Below are 15,526 nucleotides of genomic sequence, written 5' to 3' on the forward strand. Positions count from 1 at the left end.
TCACATTAAAGTTTTTGACTTAAAATTAATTATTAAAGCTTATTTTGTAGTAGTGGGTGATGGTTATGGAAATAAGTAAAATAAAATTAAAGAACTTCAGATGTTTTGGTCCAACAGAAACAGTTATAAGATTAAATGCTTTAACAGCTTTTATTGGGACAAACAGTAGCGGTAAAACAGCTGTGCTTCAATCATTATTAAAACTATTTGGAACTAACACAAAAGATAGAGAAATAGTAAAAAGTGATTTTCACATACCAAAAGGGGTATCCCCTGAAGCAGTAAATAATAATAGTTTATCCATAGAAGTTATATTGGAATTTCCTGAATTACAAGAGGATACAGATACAAGTATTGCAGTTCCAGTATTCTTTAATAGAATGATTGTAAAAAAACCTGGCGTAACTCCTTACGTAAGAATTAGATTAGAATCAACTTGGGCGATCGGAAGTACACCTGAAGGAGATATAGAAACTAATTTATGGTATATATTTATACCTGAAGACAGTAACGAAGAAGAGAAGGAAGGTGTTAATAAAATCAAGGTTCCAAGTCAAGAACGTTCAAGCATCCAAGTTATTTATGTGCCAGCAGTTAGGGAGCCATCTGTCCAGTTAAAAAATGCAGCTGGTACAATATTATGGCGCATAATGAGAATGATAAAATGGCCTGAAGATATTGATTCAAAATTAAAGGATAAAGTAGATGAAGTGGATTTATTATTCGATGATCAGCCCGCTGTAAAGTACATAAAAAAGGTTATTAATAAGGAATGGAAAAATTATCACAGGGATATTCGATATACAGAAGCAAACATTAAATTCAATAGTGCGGAGCTTGAGGATATACTGAAAAAGATGGAAATTGAATTCCTGCCAAGTGTAACAAATAAAGGCTATAAAATAGATTCTCTTGGAGATGGGTTGAGATCTTTATTTTATTTATCGCTGGTAAATTCTTTGTTAGAGATAGAAAAAAAGGCCAGTGAAGATACTGATAGACATGAGTTTAATAACATAACACCAACTGCATTAACGGTACTTGCAGTAGAAGAACCTGAAAATCATGTTTCGCCGCATCTACTTGGCAGGATAATAAATAACTTAAATTCAATTGCTGAAAAAGCTAATGCTCAGATTTTAATTACTTCCCATACTCCAGCTATAATAAAAAGAATTGACCCTGAATCAATACGCCATTTAAGAATCAGTAAGGAACAATTCTCTACAGTATTAAAAGAAATTAAACTACCGGAGAAAAATGATGAGGCGTATAAGTATATTAAAGAGGCAGTAAGAGCATATCCAGAACTTTATTTTGCAAGATTAGTTATCCTTGGAGAGGGTGACAGTGAAGAAATTATTATTCCTAAGCTATTAGAGTTACTTGGCCCTAAAGCAGATAATAGTGGAATTTCAATTGTTCCTCTTGGAGGAAGATATGTTAATCACTTCTGGAAGCTATTGAGCTCTTTAGAAATTCCATATATTACATTGCTTGATTTAGACACTGAGAGAGAAGGCGGAGCATGGGGTAGAATTAAATATGCTATAAAACAGCTTCTTAAAAATGGACATAACAAAAATGAGCTTCTTTTATTAAGAGATAATACTATATTAGATGATGACAGTCTTGAAAAAATGCACACATGGGAACTTGATTCAGAAAGATTAAATTCTTGGATTGTATGCTTAAATAAGTATAATGTATTTTTTTCTTCACCATTAGATATTGATTTTATGATGTTAGAAACATTCCCAGATGAATATAAACAAACTGCTCCTAAAAATGGAGGACCACGAATTCCTGATAAGTCCACCAATCCGGGTGAGTTTAATGAAAAAGTAGAAAGTGCAGTAAGAGCAACTTTAAAAGATAGTGGTGGAGATGGCAAAAGCTACAGTGAGATACAAAGAGAACTAATGATATGGTACAACTATCTTTTCTTGCAGCGTCAAAAGCCAAGTACGCACATAATGGCATTATCTAATATAGATAATAAGAAATTAAAAGATAATATGCCAGAACCATTAAAAAAATTAGTAGTAGCCATTTATAGCAATTTAAAAGATGATCCATTTTCTGAATTAGGAGTAGGTGACGTTAATTTATGATAAGATATACTAATTGTGATAAATGGTTTCCATCAGATGGAATTGAGTTAGAAGATGCAGCGTATGATTCTGTGAAAACAGATACTAATTGCATTGTAATAGCAGGTCCTGGAGCTGGTAAAACAGAACTGCTTGCACAAAAGGCATGTTACTTATTGGAGACTAATAAATGTCCAAATCCACAGAAAATATTAGCAATAAGCTTTAAAAAAGACGCAGCCAGAAATTTGGCTGAACGAGTAGAAAAAAGATGTGGTAAAGAGCTTTCTAAAAGATTTATATCAAGGACATACGATTCTTTTGCTAAGCATTTAGTGGATCATTTTAGGATGAGTATACCAGAAAATTATAGACCACCAGCGGAATATAATATTGCATCACACGATGACATTGAAAGTTTGATTAAGCACTATGATTTGCCTCATGATATAGAAAATGAATATGGAATTCATGAAGTAAGTACAACGGAATTCATTAGATTCTATCTTACCAAAAATATGCTTCCTATATATAAAGAGTATAACAATATAAATGAATGGCTTATCGGGAAGGTATGGCATTCTCTTATAAATGGAGAAAGCTGGTTGACACCATCGTTAACATTTCCAATGATATCAAGGCTTGCTGAATATTTATTGAGGTTCAATCCAAGTATTAGAAAAGCTTTAAGGATGACTTACAAATATGTTTTTCTTGATGAGTTTCAAGATACTACTGAGGTACAATATGATTTGGTTAAGACAGCTTTTTTAGGTTCTAATTCAATATTAACTGCTGTAGGCGATGATAAACAACGTATTATGAATTGGGCCGGTGCAATGGAGGATATATTTAACACATATAAGAACGACTTTGCAGCAGTACAAAAAGAACTGATTATGAACCATAGATCAGCACCAAGATTAGTAGCCATTCAAAAGGTTATATCACATGCTATTAATGGCAGAGTAACAGATATAAAAACTAATAAAAAGTGGAATAGAGAAGATGGTATATGTGAAAATTGGATATTTGATAATGAGAAAGAAGAAGCGGAAATAGTCTGTGGGTCTATAAAAACTTGGCTTGAGGAAGAGGATATTTCTCCAAGGGATATATGTATTATTGCAAAACAAAATGTTGATACTTATAGTAAACTTATTGTAGAAGGGCTAAAACTAAATAATATAAAAGCGAGAAACGAAGCCAATTTACAGGATTTATTGTCTGATGAGGTTGCTCAAGCAATTTTAAATATAATAATTCTATCTAATGACAAACAAGCCCCTGTACAATGGGTTGAAGTTGTGGAATTATTCAAAATGTTAAAAGGATATGATGATGATTCAAAAGAAGAGAAGATTATAGATTTAGAAATGGAGCTTAATAAATTTTTGGTGGAGTTAAAATCCTCCTTTGAAACTACAGCTAATAAAGAGCAGTTAAAAGAGATAATAAATAGAATTATTAAATATTTAGGTGAAAGTATTATAAGTGGCATTTTTCCTCAGTATAAAAATCTTTCAAATCTTTATAAATTAATAGATGATTTAACCTCAAATCTTTGGAAAGAATATAGTGAGGTTATGGATTGGATCCAGGCAGTAAATGAGTTAAAGGGAGTTAACTCTATTCCTATAATGACAATACATAAGAGCAAAGGTCTTGAATATGATACAGTCATTTTTGTAGGTCTTGAGGATGGGGCATTTTGGAGTTTTAGACAGCAGCAGCAAGAGGATATGTGTGCTTTTTTCGTAGCACTGTCCAGGGCGAAAAGAAGAGCAATCTTCACCTTTAGTAATTTGAGAACTGACAGATTTAATAGAACGAGAATTCAGAGCAGAGCTCAGATACGGACCTTTTATGATTTATTAAGTGAATCTCAGGTAGTGGATGAGGTAGCCTTTACTGAAATGTAAGAACGTTATATATAGTCCTTACATTTAAAGAATAATTATTTAAAATAGATGTACAGATTCCAGTTTACTTGAAAAGACATTAAAACAAAGAGTGCAATTCTGCTTTGGATACTTCTTTAATAATTATTGTATCCAAAAGGCAAGAAGAAGTATGGAATGTGTGGGCTATATTCAATGAGAAGAAGGTGGGAATATTAGTTATGAGCAAGAAATGTTATATATGTAATAGTGAGATGGCGAAGAGGATAACATCTATAAATACTGGATGGGGAAGTTATAAGTTAACTGTTGATGGAGTAAATGCTTATATATGTCCACAATGCGGCGAGGTAACAATCGAAGGGAAAGATGCTGTTATGCTGCAAAAGCTAAGTAAAAGCTTAGTGGATGTAGATGAAAACCAAAAGCCTGATGTGTTAAATTTAACTGAAGTATTTGATTGTTTCTAAAGGGAAAAAGAACATAATTATTAATAATAGAAAAATATTGTTCATTCCAAGACAAAGGTTCTCAATTGCTCATGAGGAGGGACACTTTTTTATCCCTTGGCATAGTAATATGTGTACCTGCTCTAATATTGGAGATTTTAGTTCAGATAACTTAGAGGAAAATCAAGCAGATATTTTTGCAGCAGAGCTATTAATACCTACAAACATATTGCTTCCTAAAATCGAAGACAAGGTTATTACCTTAGAATTAATAAAGGAGCTGGCTCGGGAATTTAATGTATCATTAGGGACAATGACAAGAAAAGTGATATCAATTACTCAGGATAAGGTTATTGCAATGGTGTATTATAGTAATGGAACAAAGATAATTCAAGCAAAGTCATCAAGCTTTGATTTTAACTTGAAGCCTGGAATAATAAAGGGATCAGCCGCCAAAGAACTTCTTCATAATAGGTATAGCAATGAAACTGTTAAAAGAATTTTAAAATGTGATGTATGGTTTCAGGAGAATAGTGACGATTTTGAAATAGTAGAAGAGTCATTATATCAGCCAAATTTTAGCAGGGTATTTACAATTTTAAGAATTGCCAATGATATGGATTATATGGAAGCTTATTTTGATATTTAAATATGTATTAAAATATAGGATGGCATGAGAATTGGTTGAATGTCGGAATTGACATCGGATACTGATAGAGAAACACTTATGTAAAGTGTTTTTCTATTTCTTTAACAGAATGAGTTAAATATTTAGTAACCATTCATTGATTAGATTTATACTTTGAAGTTTCTTTAATCTATTTGTCGGCAAAATCCCATTTATATAATCATTTAACTGCCTTTTTATCCATGATTTTTGCTGAGATGTTGTATAATCAAATGTTGAGCTGTACTTTTCATAGATTTTTTTAAGTTCAAAATAAGTTTTATCCCATATGTAATCATTATTGCTCCAGTAGAATTTTATTGAATTTAATAATTGATATTTCTTTATGTTTAATTTACCATTTTTTCGGTCGTTTCTAACTTTAGTACACCACTTAGCAATTGAAACAGGGAGGTAATCATAAAAATCATCTCTATTTATTTGGTGCTTATACTTGAGAAATTCATCAAACTTTGTAATAAAGGCTTCATCATATAAAAAATAAGTGCTTCCAGGATCAGTATTTAGTTTGCTTGAGTAATTATCAATTAGACTTATGACATATTCAAAATCTAAAAGATAAACATTTGGATAGTTGAATGTGTTCTTTTCAAAAGTGAAACCGGATATTGATAAAATGTAATAAGGAAACTTTCTATACTTGCTTTGTTTGAAAGTTGCTATTTCAGCTTCAACACTGGTTTTGGATAAAGGATTACTTTGGTTTTTAATTTGATAGCATTTTGAACGAATATATTCATTTCGGGTGTACTCAAAAATGTCTATACCATCATCACCTTTAAAAGAAGTGACTTCAGCCCAACTGTTATTGCCAACTAAAAGTTCAGCAATAAAGTATTCAGCTATAACCCCTTTAGATACACTTGGTCCAAATTGCAAATCAGTGCTACTTTGAAGTAATTGTTTAACCTCCTCATACTTTTTCTTTGAACTTAAATCTAATAAATTCAATAGGCAATCGTAAAATTTTGAATTCATTAAATAACCTCCTTATATAATGAGATGTTTATATTTCTAATTCTACTACGATAGAGGTGAAGAATCAAATGGGGCAAAAAATATTATATACAACTTCTTATGATGATATTATTGAATCTATATCAGAAATATGCAATTGTAGTGCTGACCATATAAGAGATTACATACAAAATTCACAGCCTTTTAAAAATACTGCTATAAGAGATATAAACCATGAGATGTTTTTTAATAAAATCGGTATTAATTTTAATGGACATAAGGAGATGTATGAAACAATAAAATTTGATTCAGTTGTGGTTTCTCATCTTACTACAAGAATTACTGAGCCTGATACAACAGATATATATTATCTTGGCAAGGTTCTTACTGAACGTACCGATATAAGCGATTTTTTAGCAAGTAAAGGACTATATTTTAAGAGAAGTCCACAAGGGTTAATGCTATATTATAATGAAGAAGTTGTAGATTGGAACAATTTTAATAGCTCTATTGCTTCACGAATAAAGGTAAGGCTAAGAGTAAATGGTAGCTACATGGATAATTGTATAAATGGTTTTTTATTTAATCATTTATTCTGGGAAGATGGAGATGTTGAGCATATTAGGGATTGCCCTGAAATATTATCTGACATATGCCATGTACTCCGTAGGAATGGTATTATAAAGGAGTGGGGAACTTTATCAAAATCTTATGCATTAGGATTTTTAGCGGAAGTAAAAGACATAATTTTTGATGAACATACTAAATTTAGGACCACAAAGTCTAAGATATATTTAATATATAAATATGTAATATATTATTTAATACAGAATTATCATGGAGTCTGGAATCCAAGATTTGATAATCCTAAAATTAGATTACATGATAACGAATGTGTTAGCAAAGACAAGATTATAGGATTTTATGAAATTAAAAGGTAATTATTTTAATATGAGTAAACCCAAAAAAGAAAATACAGGTAAAATAGCTTGGCGGCTTTTACCTGTACTGATTAAATAAACATACCTAACAACGCTTGATGTTGTTCATTATATATATTTTACCATAAGTGTGTAAAATATAAACTGCTTCTTTATAATTATTTATAAATATTTGTTTTCCATAGTATCAGAAATTACGATATATATTATTTAATTACCATTATCTATAAAAAAGAGATATGTATTTAGATTAGGGAAAATTGTTAAAAATTCAGAATTTAGTTAGGAGGAATTTATACTTTTTTGTAGAAATGATATTTTTATGGAAGGATTAGTGATATGTATTATGAGAATGACTATGCAATAAATAGTCAAAAAATGCAACTTAGGATCTTAAGGAACAAGAGGTGACTAAAGTAAAATGAATAGTAATTTAAACAGAAATCAAAATAATATAAGATCAATTAATGATATGGGATCAATAGCTGCAATAGTGAAAGAGGCTATGAGTGAATTAAAGAAACAAGATAGTGATATTGTGGCTAAGCTTTGCAATAGGGAGCCATCTATAGCATATGAAGTTTTAACACAAGCATTAAAAGTAACAAGAGAAAGCCTTACATCAAAATCTAAAATTAACTCTGTAACATCGGCAGATAATCTAAAAAACGTTGAGGCTAAGCTGACATACATTGTAAATAAAGTCATTGATAGTGTGAACGAAAATGAAAAAGTTGAAATAATAGGCAGAATAAATGACTTAATTGCATATAATATTGATCCTAATGTATTAAATAAAGCTAAAAATACTGTTAGTGATATACCAGAAATTATGAGTAATAAGCTAATGGAAAATGAATGTATTATTTTCAGGATTGATAATGCTGAATTTAAAACTCCAAATAGGTCACTTGTTGGAGATCATATCTTATTTATTAGCAATAAAGGAAGAGTTTTTGTTTATGATTCTGGGGGATTTCTTGGACAACCAACTGTTCAAGTGTCAAGATATCCTATAAACGTTAGCTTTTTATTGGGTATATGTTTTGAATCTGATATTCGAGAATCATTTAGCTATAACTGCAAAATAAGCACAGATAGTTTTATTAAACTATTGAATAAGATTTGTATAAAATGTTTTAATTTTGACGATGAAGATGAAGATAGTATTATTAAAGCAGATAGAGATGATTATATTGGTGAATTAATTATAGATACGGAAAAAATTACAGCAGAAAACTTCCAATATTCATATAATTTTGATATTTATTATAAGCATATCCAAGAATATGACTATAGTAATGCTGTACTAAATATAAAAGGACATTTTACTTTTAAATATGAACAAGATAGAGAAAAGACCTACAAAGAAATTAGCTTATTTATTCCAAATGAAGATAATTTAGAAAACTTGAAAAAGTTTTTTAGTAATAGAAATAGTATTTTATCTATAGTTCCGGAGGGAGCTGAAATAATGTATGGCACATTAACTGGATTTGTTAATGATACCTTTTATAATAAACAAGACATTGCTGTTGCAAAAAAAGATAATATTATTATTTTTATTAATATTGATTTAATGAAAACTATATCTGGATTGCGGTTAGACTCTATTAATTACTATATTGAAGGTAGTAATGTATTTTTAATTCAAGAAGAGAGCATTTTAGTGATAAACTTAGGAAATGAATATGTTGCTAAATTTGGATTAAGTGAAAAATCTAATTTAGATAATAAGTTATATAGATTTGGCTATACAGAAGAAGGTTATCCTTTTATTTTTCAGATAAATAGTGAAGGAGTTGTATTCAAGCAATCGGCGAGTAGTATTATTCTTAATATAGAAAATAGTCAAATTAAAGATATATCAATTAAAGAGTTTATAGAAGACTCTGAGTTTGTAAAAGTTAATATAACTAAAAGAAGCGATGAAAATTTAATTTTTTACTTATATGGTAAAAGTGTTAGTGAATTAGTAAAGGAAACCTTTAAGAACTCTAAGCTTGAGTTATTTGATTCATTGAATGTAAAGCATTTATTTACCAGCTGGGCAAGGCAAATAAATGATATTTTAAACTATTATTATTTCGGTTCTCTATTTTGCGTTAAGGAAGAAATAGACATGTTGTTAGAGGAAAATGATAATATTTTAAATTATGATGATGAGTTAAAGGCTGTAAATATTCTTTATTATGCAGTTCAAGAACAAAAGAAGCAATTAGAAACAATAGGAATTTATTTACCTAAATTACTTGAATACAATGAGAGGGATTTAATGAATAGATTAGGAAGAGATATAAATTCCATGCCTTTTAAAGTTCTTCAAAAGCAACTGTTATCTATAGCTGGTCAAATCCAAAGATCCTTAAATGAAATAGATAGATCCTTGGCACAAATACCTTATGCAATTTATCCAGATACTAATACAAGATCTATAACAAGTAATAGTCGTTATAGACATGCAGGAACTTTGGGGGCAGTAGGTGCTGCTGGAGTAATTCTTACAGGAGCTTTTTCATTGCCATTCATCGTCGGTTCAGCAGTAAACATATGGAATACATATAAAATGGATAAGGAATTAGAAAAGGTAGAAAAAACTAAAGTTGACATATATGGATACCAGGCTATTGACTCGTTTAATCACATTATGAATATAATGATTCCTTATTACATAGATGAGGTTAATCATGCCTTATTTTATATGTTTAAACAAATAGCTCAATATTACACAAATTTCAATGATTCAGATGAAGTTAAGATGGAGCTAATTGAGAGAATTAGTGATTTATATACCACGAAGCAACTACCAATAAGCAATTTTATGCTGAGACCTAAGAAATATGTGATAGAGCAAATACAAGCAGCTATCAATGTTGATATAGGTGGAATAAAAAATGATCTTATAAAAGGAGGAGTAGAAAGTGTTTAAAAATCCATTTAGACCAGAAGGCTGGGAGCAAACTGACTTTTTTTTAGATATGAATCATAATGATATACCAGATAATATGGATTTATCAATTGACCTTGATAACAATGGCATTCCTGATAATCAAGATGTATTTTTCGATATAGATCATGATAACATTCCTGATGGCCATGATACTTTTGTTGACTTGGATCATAACGGAATACCAGACCACCAAGATATGTTTTTTGATATGGATCATGATGGAATTCCAGATATACATGATAATTTTGTTGATTTAGACAATAATGGCATAAATGATGGAGTTGTAGAGCACTTCTAATACATGTTTGCTTTAATTAATTAGTTATAGAAGAAAAAGTAGCCGAATATAAATTTGTGCGGCTACTTCATGAATTATCTCTTATGTCTATAATCCTCAATAGATATTGTACATTTCATACGATACGGTTCACCTCCACCACATTGAACAACACAATGATACGATAGATAGAAGCCTTGAGAAATCAGGGCTTTTTTGCTTTTTGATGGCAGCCATATCACATATCCCATATAACTTATGTAGTGGGAACCTATGACAAAGCTGTAATGGATTTAATAAAATGATTGAAGATGCTTTAAGTGGCAATATAAACCTTATAATTACAAAGCCAGTTAGCCGATTTGCAAGAAACAGTGCGTCCAGAAAACGCTAAATATATAGCAGGTGGGAATCCTGTCTGGTAAGGTCTAGCCAACCCCCGGTACTCAGCCTTAGAGCCGAAGTGGTGTAAATAGAAGAGGTAATTATAAACTTGTTCATAATACATTAAGTAAAAAGCTTAGGGCAAAACAGCATTAAGCATAGCAAAGTATTTAACAGAAAATAAAGTTCCAACACTAGTAGGTAAAGGAGTATGGCATCAAAGCACAGTATTAACCATTCTTAAAAATGAAAAATATAAAGGCGATGCAGTGCTTCAAAAGAAGTTTACAGTAGATTTTCTTACAAAGAAGATAAAGAGAAACGAAGGGGAAGTTCCACAGTATTATGTAGAAAACAGCCACCCTGCAATTATCTCACCTAAAGCTTTTGATATGGTGCAGATGGAGATAAAAAATAGAAAAGTTGCAAGAGGTTATAAGACAGGAAGAAACTACTTCTCAGGAAAGATTATCTGTGGTGACTGTGGAAGTTTCTATGGCAGAAAGGTATGGCATTCCAATGATAAGTATAGGAAGGTTATTTGGCAGTGCAATTCTAAGTATAATAATGAGGAAAAGTGCAAGAGACACCATTTATAAATGAAGAAGATTTAAAGAATGCCTTTGTAGAGGTGTTTAATGGAGTTATAAATAATAAGGAAGAAATATTAAAAGGGTATGAGGAAGTTATAAAGGAACTTACAGATGTTAAAGATTTGGATGAAAAAATATATGAAATTGAAAAGGAAGCAAAAGAAATTATAGATGAGATAAACAGATGCATACGTGATAATGCAGCCAAAGCACAGGATCAAGAGGAATATATGACAAGATACGATGCCTTAATTGAAAGGTATGAAGGAAAGAGAAGGTCAATTGAAGATGCTGAAAATGAAAGCTTTGAAAGGCTTGCAAAGAAGGATAGGATAGATGAATTTATGAAGGTTTTAAGGGATAGGGGATAGGGATATGTTAATAGATGAATTTGATGGTGAGCTTTGGAATATGGTTATTGAGGCAGTTAAGGTTTATGAAGGTGACAAGATGGTGTTTGTGTTTAAGGATGGGATGGAGGTTGTAATGTAAAGGGGCTATGGATAGTTAGCCTCTTTTTAGCATAGAGTTAAATTACATTAAAAGGAATTATGCTCAAAATGTTGTATATTAATATTGGAGGATGTATTTTCATTTACCATGTGTAGAACAATGTAGAAAAATATAGAAAAATTTTTATTGACTGTATATATATATATATACATAATTGATTATGTAAGTTTTTATGAGTATGTGCACACATAATAAAAGATGGCAGTTTTATAGATATATCGTTGCCATAAACAGGACAAAGATGCTAGCATCTCAATACATGATTTTTCTTACACATAAAATCTTCAAGAGCAAATTGATGTTAACAATTTTTACATCGGATATTTTTGATTACCTCTTTTGTCTTTCCCAAAGTGATAGAAATTTTGACTATGGCATCTTGAACATGAAATTTTATTCAATGATTTGCACATAATTTCATCTCTCAGGGGGATGAAATTCAAATGAACCTAATTTAGTAGAAAATGGTTTGTTAATAGTTTTTTTAGGTATACTGAAGAAATATATGAAACAACAGAACCTTATTATTTATTTTTAAAATGTCTGAAGGAAAATATGGATAGAGAAGAACAAATAATATTTTTTAAAAGAAAGTATCCTGATTTACATGTTTCGGAAATTGAAAAAAACTTAACGGTTATTGAAAAAGATCTTAAGGAGTTGGGAGTTATCGTATGATAAGATTAAAAAATGTAATAAAAATATACCAAAATATACCAGTATTAAATGTGAATGAACTTACAATAGAAGATAAAACAATAAATTGTTTCATAGGAAGTAATGGTGCGGGTAAGTCTACTCTTATATTCATTATATGTGGTTTTGTCTATCAAACAAAAGGGGAAATTTTAATTGATGGATTTTCAAATAAAAGCAGCTATATGCGAAAAAACAGTCATATTGTACTAGAAAGTGGAAAAGGTTTTTATGAATACTTAACAGGCAAAGAAAACATACAGTATTTGTTGGGAATTAATAAAATAAAGTATAAAGCTAAAGAAGAAGAATTACAGCAATATATTGATGACTTTGAGTTTAGTGAACACATAGATAAAAAAGTTAGTGAGCTATCACAGGGGAACAGACAGAAACTTTCTTTGATACTTGCCATGCTATTAAGACCTAAATATCTTGCAATGGACGAGCCAACCAATGGTTTAGATGACAATGCAAAAAGAGTGTTATTACAAAAGCTTTATGAATTAAAAGAGAATGGCAGCACAATATTAATAACTACCCATGATTCTGATTTAATAAAGCATGATTCATTTAATATATATGAAATGAATAAAGGTGAAATTGTTAGTATAAAGAAAGGGAATGAATATGATACTTAATTATTATATAGAATTACGAAGGAGTATATTAGAATTTAAAAACTTTAAAATTAATATTATATTTGCTAATTTAGGATATATCATACTTTTTATGGGGTTAATTGACTTTTTTGACAATGAAAGAAAAAGTCTGTTTTTTCTGCTTTTTACATGGTATTGGTCTTTGCACGGTTTAGATAGTACCGCTTTTATATTGGAAGAGGAGATTGAATATAGGACTTTGTTCAACATTCTTTCAAGTAAAGTAAGTATTTTTTCAATTATTGCTATGAGAAATCTTATTCAGATATTTATGGATTTTATGAAAGGTTGCATTATTTTTATTATAATAGCAATAGTATTGAATATGTCATTGAATGTTTCTTTAAGTCAATTTTTACTAATATTCATTTTTATTATAACTACAACTATCATTATGTATCTAATTGGAGGAATAATCGGAAGCTTTGCCTTGGTATATAAAAGGATAAGTTCACTTTCTGGAGTTTTGTATTATGTAATATTATTTTTCTCGGGCATTTTTTATGAAGTAAAAGTATTTTCAGTTTTATTTCCTTTTACAGTTTTAAATAACATCATTATATCTTTATTAAACAACAACAAAATTCCAATGAATTCAGTTATAATAATATGTTTTCAATTAATTGGTTACTTAAGTTTAATGTTCCTATCGTTTAAAATAAATTGTAGAAGATTATATCGGGAGGGTAAAATTCTTCATGTGTGATAGTTTTTTATTTTTAGTTAAAATAGATTTAATGAAAAAAATACAACAAAACAAAAATTATTTCATAGATTATTTTTTAAGTGAAGCAACAGATATTTTTTTCCTTTTAGGAATTATTTTTGTTGAATATAATACTAATCATAATAATAATCGAATTGTCTTAGATAAATATTTTATTTTTAGAATATTTATGTGGTTTATTTTAACTGGAGTTATTGGAAAGATTATTTCAGAAGTAGAGCGGGAAATTCGTATGGATTATTTAAGAAATATTTTGCATCACAAATGTTCTTTTACTGATATTTTTCTTTCACGAGTTATTTCAACTTGTATAGAAATTATACTTGTTGTATTGATTCCTGTATTATTGGTATTGTTTGTTTCAGATATGAATTTTACATTGTTTTCATTTCAAACATTATTATATTTTATTCTAATTTTAGTAATAACGGTTTTCTTGTCCTATTTATTTTTGTTAGTTGTTCTTCATGTTAAGAGAATAATGGCTGCTCATGGACTGTTTTCAAACTATCTATTATTTTTTAGTGGATTAGTTTTTTTAGACAGTAAAAATAAGATTGGATTATTTAGACGTTTAAACTTTTTTTTATTTAATAACATAAATTTGTTGTATTTAAGTATTTTTTTTATATTTATTATCATTCTTATTTTAGGAATTGTTTTTCTACAAAAAAGGATTTCACTAAAGATTCACATGCTATGAAAATTAGCTATTTAAAAATTGGAGAGAGTATTAGAATAGGATTAATTAAATATTGTATCAACATCATCGTATAAAGACAAATTTGAACGTTCCATTGATAAGATAGATAGAAGTCTTGAGAAATCAGGGCTTTTTTGATTTTTGATGGCAGCCATATCACATATCCCATATAACTTATGTAGTGGAAACCTATGACAAGAGCTGTAATGGATTTAATAAAATGATTGAAGATGCCTTAAGTGGCAAGATAGACCTTATAATTACAAAGCCAGTTAGCCGATTTGCAAGAAATAGTGCGTCCAGAAAACGCTAAATATATAGCAGGTGGGAATCCTGTCTGGTAAGGTCTAGCCAACCGCCAGTACTCAGCTTAGAGCCGAAGTGGTGTAAATAGAAGAAGTAATTATAAACTTGTTCATAATACATCAAGTAAAAAGCTTAGGGCAAAACAGCATTAAGCATAGCAAAGTATTTAACAGAAAATAAAGTTCCAACACCAGCAGGGTAAAGGGGTATGGCATCAAAGTACAGTATTAACCATTCTTAAAAATGAAAAATATAAAGATGATGTGGTACTTCAAAATAAGTTTACAGTAGATTTTCTAACAAAGAAGATAAAGAGAAACGAAGGGGAAGTTCCACAGTATTATGTAGAAAACAGCCATATTCGCTGCTAAGCTCTGCCAAACTCTTACCAGAGTTATAGAGCTCTACAATTGTCTTTCTAAATTCTTCTGTATAATACTTTTGCCCTTTTGCCATTCTAGACACTTCCTTTCCTTTTTATATTTTAAGGCGTTTGGCTTTTTGTGTCTACACTAATATACTAACACCAATTAACATTATTTTATTTTGCTCAGAAGAAGATGTAGATTAAAAGAAAAATCAATTATTACTTTAATGTTTTACGCAAGGATAGTAAAAATAGCCAAATATAATAAAATTCAAGATTTTAATCATTAAAAAGGAGAGCGTAATTAAATTTGTGTAGA

15 protein-coding genes and 1 pseudogene are annotated in these 15,526 nt (G+C 29.7%); 14 read left to right on the plus strand and 2 right to left on the minus strand.

Annotated elements, in window-relative coordinates:
* The first annotated feature begins 65 nt into the window (after positions 1–65).
* The 4 genes from EGD97_RS00230 (at position 66) to EGD97_RS00245 (ending at position 5,092) form a co-directional block, all read left to right on the plus strand.
* Entirely contained in the window at positions 66–2,114 is a 2,049-nt protein-coding gene (locus EGD97_RS00230) for an ATP-dependent nuclease (RefSeq protein WP_228201945.1), read from the plus strand.
* Positions 2,111–4,015 carry a UvrD-helicase domain-containing protein gene (locus EGD97_RS00235; protein ID WP_127836303.1) on the plus strand — a complete coding sequence of 635 codons (1,905 nt, stop codon included), beginning with the start codon at positions 2,111–2,113 and terminating at the stop codon, positions 4,013–4,015. Before EGD97_RS00230 ends, EGD97_RS00235 begins: the two co-directional genes overlap by 4 nt.
* A gap of 200 nt (positions 4,016–4,215) precedes the next feature.
* The gene (locus tag EGD97_RS00240) at positions 4,216–4,464 is read left to right on the plus strand and encodes a YgiT-type zinc finger protein (RefSeq protein ID WP_228201946.1); all 249 of its coding nucleotides are present in this window, start codon (positions 4,216–4,218) and stop codon (positions 4,462–4,464) included.
* On the plus strand, positions 4,451–5,092 hold the full coding sequence (locus EGD97_RS00245; protein WP_164850134.1) for an ImmA/IrrE family metallo-endopeptidase: 642 nt from the start codon (positions 4,451–4,453) through the stop codon (positions 5,090–5,092). Before EGD97_RS00240 ends, EGD97_RS00245 begins: the two co-directional genes overlap by 14 nt.
* Before the next feature lie 114 nt (positions 5,093–5,206).
* Here EGD97_RS00245 and EGD97_RS00250 read toward each other — a convergent pair whose 3' ends face one another.
* Positions 5,207–6,109, minus strand: a complete 903-nt coding sequence (locus tag EGD97_RS00250) for a hypothetical protein (RefSeq protein ID WP_127836305.1) — start codon at positions 6,107–6,109, stop codon at positions 5,207–5,209.
* 68 nt (positions 6,110–6,177) lie between these two features.
* Between EGD97_RS00250 and EGD97_RS00255 the strand changes: the two genes are divergently transcribed.
* The 10 genes and pseudogenes from EGD97_RS00255 to EGD97_RS12555 form a co-directional block, all read left to right on the plus strand.
* Complete coding sequence (locus EGD97_RS00255; protein WP_127836306.1) at positions 6,178–7,029, plus strand: hypothetical protein; 852 nt, start codon at positions 6,178–6,180, stop codon at positions 7,027–7,029.
* A 421-nt stretch (positions 7,030–7,450) separates the two neighbouring features.
* Positions 7,451–9,958, plus strand: coding sequence for a hypothetical protein (locus EGD97_RS00260; RefSeq protein ID WP_127836307.1), 2,508 nt, complete (start codon positions 7,451–7,453; stop codon positions 9,956–9,958).
* Entirely contained in the window at positions 9,951–10,277 is a 327-nt protein-coding gene (locus EGD97_RS00265; RefSeq protein WP_127836308.1) for a hypothetical protein, read from the plus strand. Before EGD97_RS00260 ends, EGD97_RS00265 begins: the two co-directional genes overlap by 8 nt.
* A 521-nt stretch (positions 10,278–10,798) precedes the next feature.
* Positions 10,799–11,239 (plus strand): recombinase family protein, encoded by a 441-nt coding sequence (locus tag EGD97_RS12775; protein ID WP_228201962.1) that lies wholly within the window; start codon positions 10,799–10,801, stop codon positions 11,237–11,239.
* Positions 11,218–11,604: a hypothetical protein gene (locus tag EGD97_RS12540; protein ID WP_228201947.1), complete on the plus strand. Its 387-nt coding sequence runs from the start codon at positions 11,218–11,220 to the stop codon at positions 11,602–11,604. The genes EGD97_RS12775 and EGD97_RS12540 overlap by 22 nt, the downstream gene beginning before the upstream one ends.
* Positions 11,605–12,301: 697 nt before the next feature.
* Complete coding sequence (locus tag EGD97_RS12665; RefSeq protein ID WP_265936962.1) at positions 12,302–12,424, plus strand: hypothetical protein; 123 nt, start codon at positions 12,302–12,304, stop codon at positions 12,422–12,424.
* Complete coding sequence (locus EGD97_RS00280; RefSeq protein WP_078681116.1) at positions 12,421–13,083, plus strand: ATP-binding cassette domain-containing protein; 663 nt, start codon at positions 12,421–12,423, stop codon at positions 13,081–13,083. The genes EGD97_RS12665 and EGD97_RS00280 overlap by 4 nt, the downstream gene beginning before the upstream one ends.
* Positions 13,073–13,810 carry a hypothetical protein gene (locus EGD97_RS00285; RefSeq protein ID WP_078681115.1) on the plus strand — a complete coding sequence of 246 codons (738 nt, stop codon included), beginning with the start codon at positions 13,073–13,075 and terminating at the stop codon, positions 13,808–13,810. The genes EGD97_RS00280 and EGD97_RS00285 overlap by 11 nt, the downstream gene beginning before the upstream one ends.
* Complete coding sequence (locus EGD97_RS00290) at positions 13,803–14,534, plus strand: hypothetical protein (RefSeq protein WP_078681114.1); 732 nt, start codon at positions 13,803–13,805, stop codon at positions 14,532–14,534. Before EGD97_RS00285 ends, EGD97_RS00290 begins: the two co-directional genes overlap by 8 nt.
* Positions 14,535–14,976: 442 nt before the next feature.
* A pseudogene (locus tag EGD97_RS12555) lies at positions 14,977–15,199 on the plus strand (recombinase family protein); the annotation flags it as partial.
* On the opposite strand, the gene EGD97_RS00305 reads toward EGD97_RS12555, so the two are convergent.
* Positions 15,123–15,305, minus strand: a complete 183-nt coding sequence (locus tag EGD97_RS00305; protein ID WP_127836309.1) for a transposase — start codon at positions 15,303–15,305, stop codon at positions 15,123–15,125. The pseudogene EGD97_RS12555 and the gene EGD97_RS00305 overlap by 77 nt on opposite strands.
* Between the last annotated feature and the right edge of the window lie 221 nt (positions 15,306–15,526).

It is taken from the genome of Clostridium prolinivorans (genome assembly GCF_004011155.1).
Taxonomy (GTDB): domain Bacteria; phylum Bacillota; class Clostridia; order Clostridiales; family Clostridiaceae; genus Clostridium_AT; species Clostridium_AT prolinivorans.